This is a genomic window from Polynucleobacter sp. Latsch14-2, assembly GCF_018881925.1.
In the GTDB taxonomy this organism is placed as follows: domain Bacteria; phylum Pseudomonadota; class Gammaproteobacteria; order Burkholderiales; family Burkholderiaceae; genus Polynucleobacter.
This window is the reverse complement of the sequence record NZ_JACVPL010000006.1, coordinates 108,236-123,934: the sequence shown is the minus strand read 5'-3', so window position 1 is coordinate 123,934 and position 15,699 is coordinate 108,236. Positions and strand designations below refer to the sequence as shown.

Genomic DNA, 15,699 nt, shown 5'->3' with positions numbered 1-15,699 from the left:
TTGATGAAGAACTTGCCGAATATTTCCATCTCCGAACAGATGGCGCTTGCATTTGCCAACATGCCCCCTGAGCTTCCGAAGTCGATGCAGATTCTATGTGACTCTTTATTAATAGATGTCGCAGGTTTATGTGTAGCTGCACGCAATACGGATTATGTTCAGGCAACCTTTCGCGCTTCCGATGAGTCGGGTGACTGCGTCATTATTGGCCATCAAGGGCGTTTTAATGTTGCGGCAGCAGCATTGGTAAACGGAACGGCCACCCATGGGGAAGATTACGACGACACATACGAGGGTGGACCAATCCATGCTGGTGCTGTCATTGTTCCCGCAGTACTTGCTGCGGCCCAAAAGCATCATCTGACCGGTGCCGATGTTGCTAGAGGTATTGCGGTTGGCTCTGAACTCATGTGTCGCTTATGTAGTGTTGCGCCTAAGTTGGTGCATAAAGCAGGCTTTCATCCGACTGCTGTTTTTGGTGCTCTCGGTGCTGCTGCTGGTGTTGCTAGCGCCTTAAAACTGTCAAATGCGCAATGGGTTAATGCCCTTGGCATAGCAGGAAGTATGGCATCTGGAATTATTGAATATCTTGCCGAGGGTACTTGGACTAAGCGCATGCATCCTGGGTGGGCTGCTCAGTCTGGTTACCGTGCCGCTCGCATGGCTCAAGAGGGATTTACTGGGCCGCGTACTCTCTTTGAGGGCGATCATGGATTTTTTCATGCATTTGCTAATCTGGATGAATGTCAATTTTCTGAAATGCTGGATGGCGTTGGCGTTACCTGGCTTTCTGCTGAAATGGCTTTTAAGCCTTATGCCTGCGGTACGATGGCGCACCCCTTTATTGATTGCGCTAGGAAGCTTGTCTCTGAGGGATTAAATCCCAATGAAATTGAATCTATTGTTTGTAATACCGCCGAGGGTATCGTGCACAGACTATGGGAGCCGCTTGCTTTAAAGCAAAATCCTCCAAATGGCTATGCTGCAAAATTTAGCATTCCTTATGCGATTGCCGTTGGAATGCTACGTAACAATGCCGGTTTAAATGATTACGAAGAGCATGTGGTTCACGATCCTTTGGTTCGCAGCTTAGCCTCTAAGGTGCGCTATCACATCGATCCTACCAACCCATATCCAAAACAATTCACCGGTCATCTGCGTGTCACATTGAAAAATGGTGATGTTCTTGAAGTAAGTCAGGGGCATTTCCGTGGTGGCAGAGACGAGCCGATGTCAATCGCATCTCTTGAAGAAAAATTCCTAGCCAATTGTGAATATGGCGGTTGGAGTAAGAGTGATGCAATTGAAGGGCTGGCTTGTCTCAGGGGTATTTGCAAATCTTCGGTTTTAGATTTAAGTTCTCTGGCCAAATAGTTTCTCTTAAGGGTAATCATTATGTCTGCTGACTCGCTAAAAGGTCGTGTCGCTATTGTTACTGGCTCAGCTAAAAATATTGGCAAAGCAATTGCTCTTGAGTTGGCTAAAGAAGGTGCTGCGGTTCTGATTAATGCTCGCTCCTCATTGCGAGAGGCTAATCAAGTAGTTCAGGAAATTCAAGCATTCGGCGGAAATGCAGGTCTGCATATGGCAGATGTCAGTCAAGCAGAAGGGAGTGCCTCACTCATAGCTAGTGCAATCGAGCAATTTGGACATATTGACATACTCATAAATAATGCTGCGGTCAGACGTCATTCACCCTTTGAATCGCTGGAACTTGCTGAATGGCGCGAAGTAATGGCATGTATTTTGGATAGCGCTTACCTGTGCACTAGAGCTGCTTTACCTTATTTGCGTCAATCAGATATGTCCAGCGTGATCAATATTGGCGGCATGTCGGCGCACACTGGATCGAAAAAGCGGGCACATGTTCTTGCTGCCAAAGCTGCACTCTTGGGATTGACTAAAGGGCTAGCACATGATTTGGGCGATGATGGCATTACCGTAAACTGCGTTGTGCCTGGATTAATCGATACCGTTAGGGGTGAGAGTGCTGGAACAGGAAAACCTGAGCATCACTCAAAAAATAAAACTCTGATTGGTAGAAAGGGCGATCCTGCTGAGGTTGCTCACTTGGTTGCATTTCTATGCAGCGCCAAGGCAAGGTACATCACGGGTCAGACGATACATGCTAATGGTGGCGCATACTTGAACTGATGTTTATCTACAGCATTTTAAAGAGGTGAATCAATGCAGACAATGAAGTTATGGCTAAGTGCGTGTCTCATCCTTTTTGCATCCGCTCTCACTCCCGCGACAATTTTTGCTGCCGAATATCCCTCCAGACCCATTAAGATTATTGTGCCTTTTGCTCCTGGCGGAGGTTCAGATGTGATAACGCGCTTGTTGGCTGAGAAAATGACGGCTGATTTAGGTGTCACCGTATTGGTCGAGAATAAGCCTGGAGCCTCCAGCATTATTGGTACCGATGCCCTTGCAAAGGCTGTGCCCGATGGTTACACCATTTTGCTAACGAATCGCGCCATTACCGTTAATCCATGGCTCTTTAAATTACCTTTTGATACAGCAAAGTTAACCCCGATTACTGAATTGGTGAGCTCACCACTTTTATTGGTAGCTCATCCATCGGTTCCCTATAAGAATATTAAAGAATTGATTGCTTTCGCTAAAGCCAATCCAAATACAGTTACGATTGGTAATTCTGGTGCTGGCCAGCTCCCGCATTTAGCTGGAGTGCTATTAGAAAAGTCTAGCGGCACCCGTATGACTATGGTCAATTACAAGGGTAGCGGCAGTTCCGTTACGGATTTGATTAGCGGCCAGATTAACCTATCATTCGGTACAGTGCCATCTTTTATGCAGCATATTAAAAATGGCACGGTTATTCCTTTGGGGGTGTCTAGCTCCACCAGAAACGCTTCTCTGCCCAATGTTCCTACGATCGGTGAGACTCTTCCCGGATTTGAGTTGCTCAGTTGGTTCGGTATATTTGCACCACCTCAAACCCCTAAGCCAATTGTTGATCGCTTGTACACATCGATTCGTAAGGCGCTCAATAATCCAGATTTAAAAGCTCGCCTAAACGATGAGGGCTTGGACACCATAGAATCCACACCCGAGAGATTTGATAAGTTATTTAAGAGCGATATCTCTTTTTGGCAGAAGTTTATAAAAGAAAATGACATCAAGCTAGATTAACGTGTAGGTGTAGCGGTATTTAATTAAGGCTCTTGCCTGCGGCAGCATATTCCTCAAGGATTTTTGCTGGCCTCCAAAACGGGTCGCCACTTTCTTGATAGAGTGTATTGAGCTCATCAATGACATTGCCTAACCCTAGTTCGTCAGCATATTTCATGGGGCCACCGCGAAATCTAGGAAAGCCGTAGCCGGTTAAATACACCACATCTATATCCGATGCACGCAGGGCAATACCTTCCTCTAAAATGCGAGCGCCTTCATTAATGAGCGCAAAGATGCATCTTTTTACAATATCTTCGGCGGTAAAATCCCGCGGACTGATGCCATGTTCTTTGCGATAGGCAATGATGATTTTTTCTACCTCAGGGTCGGGAACCGGATCTCGAGAACCAATTTCATAGTGATACCAGCCTTTATTCGTTTTCTGTCCAAACCGACCAAGTAGGCAAATTTCATCAGCTACTTTGCCATAGCGTATATGAGGTTTTTCTATGTAGCGTCGCTTTCTTACTGCCCAAGCAACATCATTCCCAACAAGATCAAATACCCTGAAAGGCCCCATACCCATTCCCCATTCCTCGAGGGCTTTATCCACGTCCCATGGGAGCGCACCCTCTTCCACTAGGATTCTGGCCATCCGGCCATAGTGTTCGAGCATGCGATTACCAATAAAGCCATCGCAGACGCCCGAGAGAACGGGAAGTTTGCCAATTTGTTTCGCTAATGAAAATGCTGTTGCAATAACGGTGTCTGATGTTGAGTTGGCGCGAACCACTTCGAGTAGTTTCATGATGTTGGCTGGGCTAAAAAAATGCAAGCCAACAACTTGTTCGGGTTGGCTGACGCAAGCGGCAATTTCATTGATGTCTAGAGTGGAGGTATTGGTCGCAAGAATGGTGTCTTTGCTCGTTACTTGATCCAATATTTTAAAGATCGATTTTTTAAGCTCTAGATCCTCGTAGGCAGCCTCGATAACAAGATCAACATCACGAAGATCTTCATAGCGTGAGCTTGTTTTTAGGTTGCCGAGAGAATTTTCAATCTGGGAGGTTGTGAGCCTCAATTTTTTTACGCTGTCTTGATAATATTTATTAATCTTCTCAAGGCTTGCATCTAGTGCCGTCGGCAATTGATCCAGAATAATGGTTTTAATGTTGGCATTGAGAAAATTAATGGCAATTCCAGTGCCCATGGTGCCCGCACCAATGATGCCGACAGAGTTAATTTTTTTCTTTGGTGTGGTAGCACTAATGCCCGGAATCTTTTGACATGCGCGAGGAGCAAAAAAAGCATGGCGCAATGCACGTGAAGTCGACGTGTTACTTAATTCAATAAACCGCTCCCGCTCATGTTGAAGCCCAATTTCATACGATTCAGTAATGGCATCCTTTACGGAGTCAATGATTGCTATAGGGGCTGGGTAGTGAGCGGCATTTTTATAGTACGGTTTTAAAAAATACGCTAGCTCAATAGAAAAATCTATGTGAGCCAGTTGCATATCACGCAGGCGCTTAAGCGGCTTGTGCTCAATGATGATGCTCTTTGCAAATTCAATGGATTTCGCTAAAAAATTACCATCAACGATACAGTCAATCAGATTGGTATTGGCAAGTTCACTGCCTTTAACAAAATTCCCGTTAATCATCAATTTAATTGCAGACTCAACACCAATTGCTCTTGGGAGTTTTTGGGTTCCGCCAGCGCCAGGTAATAGACCTAATTTAACCTCTGGAAAGGCAAATTCAGTGTTTGACTGCGCCACCCGATAATGCGCGGCCATGGCTAATTCCAATCCTCCGCCGGCGCAAATGCCTTGGATAGCAGCAATCACCGGTTTCTTGCTGACTTCAAAGTGCTCAATCAACGTTCTGAGATTGGGCTCCATTGCTGCTGCGGGCAAGCCAAATTCACGTATATCAGCTCCAGCACAAAAGACATCAAGCTGACTCATCACAATGATGGCTTTAATGCTTGGATCATCCTGCCCCTTTTGCAGCAGGGCATCAATCGCGATCCTTAATTCATGACCCAAACTATTGAGTGGCGGATGATTTAGCCCAATGACGGCAATCTGATCGTATTGTTGATAATTGGCGGCTGACATGCTTTATGGCGATATCAAGGTATTTATTCACCCTTAATATTATTGTCCTTGATAATTTTTCCAAACTTGTCATAGTCGCGTTTTGTGATTTGCGCTAATTCCGCAGGAGTGCTGGGGGAAACCTCAAGACCCATGTCTGCATATTTTTCTTTGACATCAGGCAATGCTAGGGCAGTAGTGATGTCTTTATTCAGTCGTGCAATCACAGCGGGAGGAGTACCTGCAGGTGCGTAGAACGCATACCAAGGCGCCGCTTCAAAGCCAGTTAACCCTTGTTCTGCAATGGTGCTGTACTCAGGATTTAGTGGAGATCTAGTTAAGCTCGCAATCCCAATTGCCTTCAGGCTGCCATCTTTAACTAACGGCAGCATAGGGGCGGGGCTGTTAAACATCAGGTTTACTCGGCCTGCCACTAGGTCTGGCAATATTTGTGCGGTGCCTTTATAAGGTACATGCGCTGCATCAATGCCTGCCATGCTGGCAAACATCGCGCCTGCGACATGTTGGATGGTTCCACTGCCCGAGGAGGCGTAATTTAATTTACCTGGGTTGGCTTTACCGTAAGCAATTAATTCTTTCAAGTTATTCGCTGGGACATCTTTTGATATGGTCAAGATCAAAGGTGAATTAGCAACTAAAGATACAGGCGCCAAATCTTTGAGGGCGTTATATGGTAGCTTTGGATATAGGTGAGGGCTGATAGAAAGGTTGGCCGTTGTTGCAACCAAAATGGTGTACCCATCGGGTGCAGACTTGGCAACAAAGTCCGTCCCAACCGTGCCGCCTGCGCCAGGATGATTTTCGACAATCACTGGCTGCCCTAGAGAAGTTTGCAGTTTGACTCCAATCAGTCGTCCCAAGATATCGGGAGCGCCACCAGGTCCATAGGGGATTACAATCTTAATTGGCTTATTAGGGTAGGTCTGAGCTGAAGCCTGAATCGTCAATAGACTCATCGCAATAGCAGCAATGCGTATTAAATTTTTCATCAAAAAGTCCCTATCAATATAAAGATCTATTAAAAGTAGTTGCTTTATTAGCGACCGATAAATTTTGGTTTACGTTTCTCAACAAAGGACAAGAAGCCTTCCTTTGTATCCGCAGTGTTTTGAATTTCTGTTAAAACTTCCCAAGTGAATGGAATGCCTTCTGTTGGGCCGCGATCGATCGCACCAAGGATGGCTTTTTTGGAGCCCCTCACAGCGAGTGGGGCAGCATCATCTGCAATGTGAGTGGCGATTTCCCAGGCTTTGTTCATCAATTGATCATTGGGTACCACTTCAGAAACCAATCCCCATTGGTACGCTTGCTGAGCATTCACTTTGAAGTGTTTTCCTTCTAGGCACATACGCATCACAATGCCCAAAGGCATTTTGTAAGCAAATCCAGCTGATTCAACTCCATTAATCAGGCCAATATTGACATGAGTGTCAAAAAACAGCGCATTCTCTGCAGCAATGACGATATCGCTATCGGCAACCAAGTGCCAGCCACCACCAATGCAATAACCATTTACCGCGCAGATGAATGGTTTTTGGATCGATTGCATCATGTCGGTCCAGGGTTTAAAAATCGTATAGCCACCAGTTTCACCGGTTTCAGCAGTTTTTTTAGCTGCCTCGGTGACATACATCCCACTACAAAACGCTTTTTCACCAGCTGCCGCGATAATCATGACCCATTGTTCTGGGTCATCGCGATATTCGGTAAGTACCTTGAGCATTTCGTTGCCGGTATCAACGCTGATGGAGTTCATTCGCTCAGGACGATTGAGTGTCATACAGGTAATTCTGCCTCGTTTCTCGACGGTAATATCTTTGTAAGTCATATTGCCTCCTTTTGTATAAGTTTATTTTTTATTGTGTTGAAATTGAATGATTGAGTTGCTGAAGTTCCGCAATAATTTCAGCGTGATGTTGATTTAGATCTGGGACTGCATGAGTATTAGTTGCACTTTGCTCATTTATTTTGACGGGCATTCCCCAGGTTTTAATTTCTCTACCATTGGGTAGGGTCACATCTTTAATCATATCTCGCGCCTTGACTTGATCATTTTCGATTACATCTTGTACGCTCCTGACTTGACTGGCTGGAACGCCAGCATTGGTAAAGATGGATTCCCACTCCTGTGCAGTTTTTGTGACTAGGTATTGTTGAATGAGTGGACGCAGGTGCTCTCGATTCTTAACGCGATCTGGATTACGCGCAAACCGCGGATCATTTGAGAGCTCTGTTGCCATCAAGACTTTACAAAACTTAGCCCATTGAATTTCATTGCTCACTTGAAGTAAAAAGTGAGTGCCATCCTGTGTTAAAAAGACGCCCATTGGATACATTCCCATGGTTTCTGAACCCATTCTTGGGGAGAGCTCGGCTCCTACCAATCCGCCTTGCAGATAAGCATGCATAAAGCCGAGAGCGGACTCCATGAGTGATACTTCGAGAATGAGCCCTTTGCCTGTTTTCTGTAAAGAATGAAGGCCGGTCATGATTGCACCCCAGGCCAAATAGGAGGTGGCGATATCAATTGGGGAGCCGCCACTGCGCACTGGTTCGCCATCTTTTTCGCCGGTGATACCCATAATTCCAGAGTAAGCCTGAATCATAGAGTCATAAGCAGGTGCTTGCGCCTTAGGGCCGCTTCTTCCGTAGCCGCTGACGGAGACCCAAACCAATTTGGGATGGGTGAGCTTGAGTTGATCCCAGCCTAAGCCTAATTTTTCAAGAGTATTTGGACGGTAATTTTCTACCAGCACATCAGCGTGCTTGAGCAGGTCAAGAAATAATGCTTTGCCTTCATCAGACTTTAAATCCAACGATATGCTGCGCTTGCCTCGATTGCAGCTAATGAAATAAACACTTTGACCATCCACAAACGGTGGCCAGGTTCGCATTTCATCACCCCCTGGTGGCTCTACCTTGATAACATCGGCACCCATTTCTGCTGCCATCATGGTGGCGACAGGTCCGGCTATATTGCGGGTTAAATCCAGTATCCGTATGCCATCTAATGCTTTGGGAAAGACTTCTTTTGACATTGCCGTATCTTTACTTCATCGGTGAAAATGACACTGGACGCAACAGGCGATTTTCTTGATGTTGAATGCGAATGCCAGCGCGACGTCGATAATCGTTCCAAGCGGGATCGTTATATAAAGCTGCGCGCTTTTCTTCTCTTTCTGTCATGGTTTCATAGCGCCATAAATGCACCACTTGATTAATAACCCCTGTTTCGCTAACAAACCATCCTACAGGCGTGCCAAGGTATTTCCAATGAATTGGTTTTCCTTCCTTTTCGTACATATCTAAATACTCTTTTACTTGACCAGGAATAATGGTGTAAGTACGCTCTTCTAATATCATTTTGTCTCCAGTGTTTATTTATTTATTTTCTATTATTTTGAATGTCGATCTGTCTGGCGGTCGTTTTTCTAGAAAAGCGCTCATGATTTCTTTTGATGGTGTGGTATTGAGTAGTCTAGAAAATTCTGTCAATTCATCGTCTATTACTTGATCCAATTGAGATTGAAACGGTTTTTTGAGTAAAGCCTTGGTCGTCAGAAGGGCGTCTAAGGGTTTATTGGCTAGCTCTTTTGACAATTCAAGCGCTTGTTCAATCACTTGGTCCGCGCTCCATATTGAACTCACAATCCCAGCATTTTTGGCAATCTCTGCATTAAATGGCTTGCCAATGAGGAGTAATTCATTTGCTAATTTTGAACCAGCCATGAGGGGTAGAAGATAGCTCGATCCACCTTCTGGACATAACCCTAGGTTGACAAAAGAAAGTTGAAAGCGAGCATTATCTGCGGCCAAGACAAAATCGCAGTGGAGGAGGAGTGTGGTGCCTATGCCAATAGCATCTCCACCGACTGCGGCCACAATAGGCTTTCTAAACCTAGCAATTCGCTTTAAGAATGCTCGCCCCTTTGGCTCTTGGTTGGGGTCGCGATTGAGAAAATCTTTTATATCATTGCCAGAGCTAAAGAGGTCGTGCTGCCCCTTAATGAGGACCACTGAAATATCGGGATTTATTTCCGCCTCGTCTAGGCCCTCGATGAGAGCAATATAAGCGGCTTGATTGAGGGCGTTTTTACGATCGCGCCTGTTTATTTCCAGGGTAAAAATACGATCTTGTAGCTGTTGATGGATGTGTTCGGATGGCATTTATTTTTTCACCTTATTGGTGAATAAATTACCATAAAAATGCCTGATATTTTGTCATGGTCGGGTAGGGATTACCTCCCGCCTGATCTCTGATTTATATCGGCGCTTGTTTTTGGTGAAAAGGCCCCCATATAGCTCTTATATGATTTTATATATAAAGGACTGAAAGTCTTTATAATGTCCTTGTATCAACAGGCGCTGGGCGCTTATTAGTATTGTTTGGTGCCCAGAAGAGGACTCGAACCTCCACAACCTTACGATCGCCAGCACCTGAAGCTGGTGCGTCTACCAATTTCGCCATCTGGGCAAGCATCCATTATAGGGCTTAGGGCGTCCAAATACTTTTCCAACCTCAATCAGGCTTTTTCCCATCAGACTTAGTGGTTTGATACAGTAGCCTTAATAAATAACAAAATAGATAGAAGGCATGAATTGCCAAAGGATTTAAATGCGTAAAGCAAAAGACTTGATGCCTCGTGAGGCTGACCGCTTAGGTACAGTGCAGGGTCACCGAGATGGTTTTGGCTTCGTCATCCCTGATGATGGCGGAGAAGATATTTTCCTGTCTGAAAAGGAAATGTCACGTGTTATGCACGGAGATAGGGTTAATGTCCGGGTTTTGGGGACAGATCGTCGCGGACGTCCCGAAGGGCAGATCGTTGAAGTTGTTTTGCATGCCAATAAGGTAGTCATTGGAAGGCTTCTCAATGAGAACGGTGTACTCATCGTTGCGCCAGAGGATATGCGTATTGGCCACGATATTTTGATACCACCCAAAGGCCACGGTAACGCTAAATTGGGTCAGGTAGTCAGTGTAGAGATCATCGACTATCCAGATAGCTACCGCCAGGCCGTTGGCAGAGTAGTGGAAGTCTTGGGCGAGATTGATGATCCTGGGATGGAAATTGAGATTGCCGTGCGCAAGTATGGCGTTCCCCATGAGTTTTCAGCCGCAGCCATGAAAGAGGCTGCGGCACTTCCAGACTCTGTTCAGCAGTCTGACCTTGAGGGCCGCGTAGATTTGCGTGACGTACCGCTAGTCACTATTGATGGTGCGGATGCACGCGACTTTGACGATGCAGTTTATTGCGAGCCAGTGATGTATGGCAAATCAAAAGCATGGCGCCTGATTGTGGCGATTGCCGATGTCTCGCATTATGTGAAGCCAGGCCATCCTTTGGATGACGAAGGCTTATTGCGCGCAACATCCGTGTATTTTCCAAGACGGGTAATTCCGATGTTGCCGGAGAAGATCTCCAATGGCTTGTGCTCGCTCAACCCCGGGGTCGATCGCTTGTGCATGGTTTGCGACTCGGTTGTTGATAGTAGCGGGGTTGTTTTGGCCTACCAGTTTTATCCAGCAGTGATGCATTCGGCCCAGCGTTTTACTTATGATGCAGTTTGGGAGGTGCTCTCTAATAGTAAGGGTCCTGAAGCAGCGCGCTTTGCTGAATTCAGGCCTTTATTGGGTAATCTATATTCTCTGTACAACATCTTGCTTGAGGCACGTCATAAGCGCGGCGCTATTGAGTTTGAAACTACTGAGACGCAGATTATCAGTAATGAGCTTGGAAAGATTCTGCGTATTGAGCCACGTATTCGTAATGACGCCCATCGCCTGATTGAAGAGTGCATGTTGACGGCTAACGTTTGTGCAGCAGACTTTATTGATAAAAATAAATATCTGAGCCTTTATCGCGTCCATGGCGAACCATCTGAGGAGAAGTTGGTGACATTGCGTCAGGTATTACGGACATCCGGCTTATCTTTAGGTGGTGGTGAGAAGCCCAAGCCAAAAGATTATGCAAAACTCATGCGTGAAATCAAAGAACGACCAGATGCCAATATGTTGCAGTCGGTTGTGTTGCGCTCAATGCAGCAGGCGATGTATCAGCCGGATAACGAAGGACATTTTGGCTTAGCATACCCTGCGTATTCGCACTTCACCAGCCCAATTCGACGTTATCCCGATTTGCTAACGCACCGAGTCATTAAGTCGATCTTGGCGAAGAAGCCTTATGTACCGGTATTGCCTCCATTAGTGCCTCTGAACCTGACACTGCCGCGTAAGGGTAAGGGTCGGGAAAATGCAGTCAATGCCAAGAAATCCCATAGCGACTCGAAGGATGCCGCATCAAAAGGCACTAAATTACCTAAAGGGACAAATGCTGCACTACCTATTTGGGGTCAATTGGGGGTTCATTGCTCGTCAAATGAGCGACGCGCAGATGAGGCATCTCGTGATGTAGAGGCATGGCTTAAGTGTTACTACATGAGAGATCATTTGGGTCAAGAGTATGCGGGAGCTGTTACTGGCGTCGCCAACTTTGGCTTATTTATTCAGCTTGAAAACCTTTTTGTTGAGGGCATGGTTCACGTCACTGAGCTAGGCGGAGATTATTTCCAATACGATGAAGCTCGCCAAGAATTGCGTGGAGAGCGAACTGGAATTCGCTATCGCTTGGGTGATCGAGTGCATGTTTTGGTTAGTCGCGTTGATTTGGATGCCCGCAAAATTGAATTCAGCCTTGTAAAGGCCAGTAGTACTGAGGGTGGTGGATCTAGGCGGCAGATCATCTTAGCTAGCGATACAGGGCGACCAAATAAGACTTCAGCCTCTAAGAAGAGTAGACCCTCAAGCAAGACGCCGACTAAACATGGTGGCGTCAATGTCAATGCTGCAAAGTCAGCGGGCAACCTAGGGGCATCACAGTCAAAGAGTAAGGCTGGACGCAAAGGCGGCAAAAACGGCGGAAAGGTATCTAACCCCGGCAGATCATTGGGTAAACCTGCTGGCAATAAACCACCAGTACGCACTACCAAGGCAAAACGAAAGTAAGTAGAAAATAATGAAACAAATTTTAGTCGGTTTTCATGCTGTACAAGCTAGGCTGCGCGTAGATCCCGCTAGCTTGAAGTCAGTGTATTTTGATTCGGGTAGACGAGATCGCCGGATGGGTGATTTTCTGAAGCAAGCTGAAGAGGTATTGGGTGAACGTTTGCATGCAGCAGATGCTGAAAGACTGCATAAGTTAACTGGCCATGATCGTCATCAAGGTGTTGTTGCTTTGGCTGAAAAAATGACGGTATCTCGAACTATCACTGAAGTGATTGAGGATGTTGCTGGCACTCAGGAGAAGCCCTTGTTTTTGGTGCTGGATGGCGTTACTGATCCACATAACTTCGGCGCCTGTTTGCGGGTTGCTGATGGCGCAGGCGTTGACGCTGTAGTGATTCCAAAGGATCGCTCGGCCTCCATTAATGCCACCGTTAGCAAGGTATCGAGTGGCGCATCTGAAGTGATTCCGGTGCTGACCGTTACCAATCTGGTTCGCAGTATGCGTGAAATGCAAGAGGCTGGTGTATGGCTAATTGGCACAGATGATGAGGCCACCAAATCTATTTATGACCTTGATCTCACTGGATCTATCGCGATTGTGATGGGCGCAGAGGGTGAGGGTATGCGTCGCCTCACCAAAGAAACTTGCGATGAACTGGTACGCATTCCCATGAAAGGTGTTGTTGAAAGCCTGAATGTCTCTGTGGCCAGTGGCGTATGTTTGTATGAGGCTCTAAGACAGCGCGCATCTAAAGCCGCAAAGTAGTCCAGCCATTCTTATAAGAATTAAGGGGTTTATATGAAATGCAATCTTGGTCATACAGATCGTGTGCTGCGTATGACTGTTGGCGTCACCTTAATGGGCCTCGCTGGCTATGGGATCGTAGGCGGCTGGGGTTGGATTGGCATTATTCCCCTTGTTACTGGAATCATCGGCAATTGCCCTGCGTATAGTCTCTTGGGTATCAATACCACTAAGAAGTAATTAATAAGACTATCCAACGGCCTTAATGCAAAAATCGTTAGCAAAGCCATCCTGCAGGGCGGCTTTTTTTAGTGCCGACAATGAGGTAAATTTAAAATATCCCTCTTCAGGTTCTTAGGTACTCAATAAGTCCTGGCCTTAATCTCAATTATTTCGCGAGTAGTGCCTCTAGCTTTTCTGTATCGATGCAGAAATTGCGTATACCTTCAGCCAACTTCTCTGTCGCCATCGCATCATTATTTAATTGCAGTCGGAAGCTAGATTCATCAAGCTGGAGTTCGGCAATCTTTTCATCGGCCAATGCCTTTGATGCATTACTAGGGTTCAGCTTTTGGCTGACAACTAGCTTACTGGCTTGAAGTTCAGCAAGTAGTTCAGGGCTAATTGTGAGTAAATCACAGCCGGCCAATTCCAGAATCTGGCTTGTATTTCTGAAGCTAGCGCCCATAATTTCGGTCTTGATGCCGAAGTGCTTATAGTAGTGAAAGATGCGCTTAACAGACAGTACGCCGGGATCATTGCCGCCGCCGTTATTTGCATCATTCCAAGTATTAGCAAGTTTGGTTTTATACCAATCTGTAATGCGTCCAACAAAAGGCGAAATTAGTTTGGCATTGGCTGCGCCACAGGCTGCCGCCTGAACCAAGGAGAAGAGCAGTGTCATGTTGCAATGAATACCTTCAGACTCTAATTGCTTTGCAGCTGCAATTCCTTCCCAGGTGGCCGCAAGTTTAATCAATATACGTTTGCGATCTATTCCATGTGATTCATATAAACCAATGAGGTGCTTAGCTTTAGCAATAGTTGCGTTAGTATCAAAGGACAGGCGGGCATCGACTTCTGTTGAAACGCGGCCAGGAACAATCTTGAGAATCTCCAATCCAAAAGCGACCAAGATGTAATCGACCAGTTTGGCAGGCTTCTTGTCTGGATTGGCTAGCTTTACTGAGGCAACGAGCGCTTGATAGTTGCTCTGTTGGGATGCTTTTAGAATAAGAGATGGGTTAGTGGTGGCGTCCTGAGGCTGGAATTCCCGCATACGCTCGAAATCACCCGTGTCCGCCACAACGGTGGTCAAGGTTTTAAGTTGGCTTAGTGCTGAAGTACTAGTCATGGGGTGTGGTGCGCTCTTTAGTCAAATTACCTTCAATTATCATATGATAGATGGATTAATCTATCCGCCCCAAATCGACAAAGGTATCTGCTACAACATGAATCAGGATCAATTAAAAAAAATGGTGGGAGAGGCAGCTCGTGATGAGGTACTCAAGCTTGCCTCGGGTCAAGTTCTCGGTATTGGGACCGGCTCAACGGTCAATTGTTTTATCGATGCTCTGGCGCCCTATAAAGCCCATTTTTCTGGGACGGTCTCAAGCTCTAATGCCACTACAGAGCGTTTGCTAAAACATGGTTTTAAGGTGCTCAATCCAAATGATGTAAATGGCTTGCCTGCATATGTTGATGGTGCAGATGAAATTGACTCTTTGGGTAACATGATTAAGGGTGGTGGTGGCGCTTTGACTCGCGAGAAAATCATTGCCTCGATGGCTAAGCAATTTATTTGTATCTGCGATTCCTCGAAACAAGTTTCTGTTTTGGGTGCCTTTGCTTTGCCTGTTGAAATTATCCCTTTGGCGCAGGGTGTTGTGACTAGAGAGCTAGAGAAATTTGGCGGGAAGGTTTCATTAAGATTGGCAAAAAGCGCGCAGGAACCATTTGTTACGGATAACGGTGGCTGGATTTTGGACGTTGCCGGTCTAAGCATCTCGAACCCCTTAAGTATGGAGTCTCAAATCAACCAAATTGCGGGCGTGATTACTGTTGGCTTGTTTGCTAAAGAGAGGGCCAATATTCTGCTGGTGAGTAATACTGCCGGAGTTGTGCGGCTCATCCTCTAATTAAAAAAACCCGACGGGGGAATGAATCTCCCATCGGGTCTGTTTGCCATGCTGAACATGGCTCAGACAATCGGAAGGTAATTTGTTCCGATGCCTATAAGCGCATAGATGCACTTATCAGAAGTGGCTTTCGCCAATGCAGGGCAACACTACAACTGTTAACCTACAGTTCAATCCTATGCTTCTGAATTCTCTAAGTCAACATAAGTTGAAAATATATATTCAGAATGCACCACTCTAATTGCGTTAGATCAATTGTGTGAGTGCGGCATTCACTCTGCTGTGGGGACGTACCCTTGAGCTGTATCTGCACCACCTTCGAAGAAATACTTTTCAACTTGCTTGAGTAGGTATTGGCGTGCACGTGGATCAGCCATATTCAAGCGGTTCTCATTGATCAACATCGTTTGTTGCTTGAGCCAAGCTGCCCATGCCTCTTTGGAAACTTGATTCCAAAGCTTTTTACCCAAGTCGCCGGGGAGCGGGGCGAAATCTAAACCTTCGGCTTCTTTATTGAGCTTGATGCATTGAACCATGCGTGCCATCTGTA

At 46.0% G+C, this 15,699-nt stretch carries 15 protein-coding genes and 1 tRNA gene; 7 read left to right on the top strand and 9 right to left on the bottom strand.

Annotation, left to right across the window (positions count from 1 at the left end; all coding sequences use genetic code 11):
• The first annotated feature begins 3 nt into the window (after window positions 1-3).
• From ICN46_RS07220 to ICN46_RS07210, 3 genes are read left to right on the top strand one after another with little or no spacing between them, the layout of a single operon-like run.
• On the top strand, window positions 4-1,374 hold the full coding sequence (locus ICN46_RS07220; RefSeq protein ID WP_255538783.1) for an MmgE/PrpD family protein: 1,371 nt from the start codon (window positions 4-6) through the stop codon (window positions 1,372-1,374).
• A gap of 21 nt (window positions 1,375-1,395) precedes the next feature.
• Window positions 1,396-2,154 carry an SDR family NAD(P)-dependent oxidoreductase gene (locus ICN46_RS07215; protein WP_216206576.1) on the top strand — a complete coding sequence of 253 codons (759 nt, stop codon included), beginning with the start codon at window positions 1,396-1,398 and terminating at the stop codon, window positions 2,152-2,154.
• A gap of 33 nt (window positions 2,155-2,187) precedes the next feature.
• Complete coding sequence (locus ICN46_RS07210) at window positions 2,188-3,156, top strand: Bug family tripartite tricarboxylate transporter substrate binding protein (RefSeq protein ID WP_216206573.1); 969 nt, start codon at window positions 2,188-2,190, stop codon at window positions 3,154-3,156.
• A gap of 19 nt (window positions 3,157-3,175) precedes the next feature.
• On the opposite strand, the gene ICN46_RS07205 is transcribed toward ICN46_RS07210, so the two are convergent.
• The 7 genes from ICN46_RS07205 to ICN46_RS07175 form a co-directional block, all read right to left on the bottom strand.
• Entirely contained in the window at window positions 3,176-5,260 is a 2,085-nt protein-coding gene (locus tag ICN46_RS07205) for a 3-hydroxyacyl-CoA dehydrogenase NAD-binding domain-containing protein (protein ID WP_216206570.1), read from the bottom strand.
• A 23-nt stretch (window positions 5,261-5,283) separates the two neighbouring features.
• Window positions 5,284-6,249 carry a Bug family tripartite tricarboxylate transporter substrate binding protein gene (locus ICN46_RS07200; RefSeq protein WP_216206567.1) on the bottom strand — a complete coding sequence of 322 codons (966 nt, stop codon included), beginning with the start codon at window positions 6,247-6,249 and terminating at the stop codon, window positions 5,284-5,286.
• 47 nt (window positions 6,250-6,296) lie between these two features.
• Window positions 6,297-7,088, bottom strand: a complete 792-nt coding sequence (locus ICN46_RS07195; protein ID WP_216206564.1) for an enoyl-CoA hydratase/isomerase family protein — start codon at window positions 7,086-7,088, stop codon at window positions 6,297-6,299.
• Window positions 7,089-7,116: 28 nt separating this feature from the next.
• On the bottom strand, window positions 7,117-8,298 hold the full coding sequence (locus ICN46_RS07190; protein ID WP_216206562.1) for a CaiB/BaiF CoA transferase family protein: 1,182 nt from the start codon (window positions 8,296-8,298) through the stop codon (window positions 7,117-7,119).
• Window positions 8,299-8,308: 10 nt separating this feature from the next.
• On the bottom strand, window positions 8,309-8,623 hold the full coding sequence (locus tag ICN46_RS07185; RefSeq protein ID WP_216206559.1) for an NIPSNAP family protein: 315 nt from the start codon (window positions 8,621-8,623) through the stop codon (window positions 8,309-8,311).
• 18 nt (window positions 8,624-8,641) lie between these two features.
• Window positions 8,642-9,427, bottom strand: coding sequence for an enoyl-CoA hydratase (locus ICN46_RS07180; RefSeq protein WP_216206556.1), 786 nt, complete (start codon window positions 9,425-9,427; stop codon window positions 8,642-8,644).
• A gap of 220 nt (window positions 9,428-9,647) precedes the next feature.
• Window positions 9,648-9,734: transfer RNA gene (locus ICN46_RS07175), tRNA-Leu, on the bottom strand.
• Between the two features lie 141 nt (window positions 9,735-9,875).
• Between ICN46_RS07175 and rnr the strand changes: the two genes are divergently transcribed.
• Genes rnr through ICN46_RS07160 form a run of 3 tightly spaced genes read left to right on the top strand, consistent with a single transcriptional unit; the run spans window position 9,876 to window position 13,251 of the window.
• The gene (rnr, locus tag ICN46_RS07170) at window positions 9,876-12,266 is read left to right on the top strand and encodes a ribonuclease R (RefSeq protein WP_216206553.1); all 2,391 of its coding nucleotides are present in this window, start codon (window positions 9,876-9,878) and stop codon (window positions 12,264-12,266) included.
• 10 nt (window positions 12,267-12,276) lie between these two features.
• Window positions 12,277-13,032 (top strand): 23S rRNA (guanosine(2251)-2'-O)-methyltransferase RlmB, encoded by a 756-nt coding sequence (gene rlmB / locus ICN46_RS07165; protein ID WP_216206550.1) that lies wholly within the window; start codon window positions 12,277-12,279, stop codon window positions 13,030-13,032.
• Between the two features lie 33 nt (window positions 13,033-13,065).
• The gene (locus ICN46_RS07160; RefSeq protein ID WP_216206547.1) at window positions 13,066-13,251 is read left to right on the top strand and encodes a YgaP family membrane protein; all 186 of its coding nucleotides are present in this window, start codon (window positions 13,066-13,068) and stop codon (window positions 13,249-13,251) included.
• A 148-nt stretch (window positions 13,252-13,399) separates the two neighbouring features.
• On the opposite strand, the gene tal is transcribed toward ICN46_RS07160, so the two are convergent.
• The gene (gene tal / locus ICN46_RS07155) at window positions 13,400-14,365 is read right to left on the bottom strand and encodes a transaldolase (RefSeq protein WP_216206545.1); all 966 of its coding nucleotides are present in this window, start codon (window positions 14,363-14,365) and stop codon (window positions 13,400-13,402) included.
• Window positions 14,366-14,462: 97 nt separating this feature from the next.
• Here tal and rpiA point away from each other — a divergent pair, with 97 nt between their 5' ends.
• Entirely contained in the window at window positions 14,463-15,149 is a 687-nt protein-coding gene (rpiA, locus tag ICN46_RS07150) for a ribose-5-phosphate isomerase RpiA (RefSeq protein ID WP_216206649.1), read from the top strand.
• A gap of 272 nt (window positions 15,150-15,421) precedes the next feature.
• On the opposite strand, the gene ICN46_RS07145 is transcribed toward rpiA, so the two are convergent.
• Window positions 15,422-15,694, bottom strand: a complete 273-nt coding sequence (locus tag ICN46_RS07145; protein WP_216206541.1) for an oxidative damage protection protein — start codon at window positions 15,692-15,694, stop codon at window positions 15,422-15,424.
• Window positions 15,695-15,699: the final 5 nt, after the last annotated feature.

Bases quoted from the DNA above. Each gene is read 5' to 3' on its own strand.
- ICN46_RS07220 (WP_255538783.1), top strand. From the start codon at position 4: ATGAAGAACTTGCCGAATATTTCCATCTCCGAACAGATGGCGCTTGCA.
- ICN46_RS07215 (WP_216206576.1), top strand. From the start codon at position 1,396: ATGTCTGCTGACTCGCTAAAAGGTCGTGTCGCTATTGTTACTGGCTCA.
- ICN46_RS07210 (WP_216206573.1), top strand. From the start codon at position 2,188: ATGCAGACAATGAAGTTATGGCTAAGTGCGTGTCTCATCCTTTTTGCA.
- ICN46_RS07205 (WP_216206570.1), bottom strand. From the start codon at position 5,260: ATGTCAGCCGCCAATTATCAACAATACGATCAGATTGCCGTCATTGGG.
- ICN46_RS07200 (WP_216206567.1), bottom strand. From the start codon at position 6,249: ATGAAAAATTTAATACGCATTGCTGCTATTGCGATGAGTCTATTGACG.
- ICN46_RS07195 (WP_216206564.1), bottom strand. From the start codon at position 7,088: ATGACTTACAAAGATATTACCGTCGAGAAACGAGGCAGAATTACCTGT.
- ICN46_RS07190 (WP_216206562.1), bottom strand. From the start codon at position 8,298: ATGTCAAAAGAAGTCTTTCCCAAAGCATTAGATGGCATACGGATACTG.
- ICN46_RS07185 (WP_216206559.1), bottom strand. From the start codon at position 8,623: ATGATATTAGAAGAGCGTACTTACACCATTATTCCTGGTCAAGTAAAA.
- ICN46_RS07180 (WP_216206556.1), bottom strand. From the start codon at position 9,427: ATGCCATCCGAACACATCCATCAACAGCTACAAGATCGTATTTTTACC.
- rnr (WP_216206553.1), top strand. From the start codon at position 9,876: ATGCGTAAAGCAAAAGACTTGATGCCTCGTGAGGCTGACCGCTTAGGT.
- rlmB (WP_216206550.1), top strand. From the start codon at position 12,277: ATGAAACAAATTTTAGTCGGTTTTCATGCTGTACAAGCTAGGCTGCGC.
- ICN46_RS07160 (WP_216206547.1), top strand. From the start codon at position 13,066: ATGAAATGCAATCTTGGTCATACAGATCGTGTGCTGCGTATGACTGTT.
- tal (WP_216206545.1), bottom strand. From the start codon at position 14,365: ATGACTAGTACTTCAGCACTAAGCCAACTTAAAACCTTGACCACCGTT.
- rpiA (WP_216206649.1), top strand. From the start codon at position 14,463: ATGAATCAGGATCAATTAAAAAAAATGGTGGGAGAGGCAGCTCGTGAT.
- ICN46_RS07145 (WP_216206541.1), bottom strand. From the start codon at position 15,694: ATGGCACGCATGGTTCAATGCATCAAGCTCAATAAAGAAGCCGAAGGT.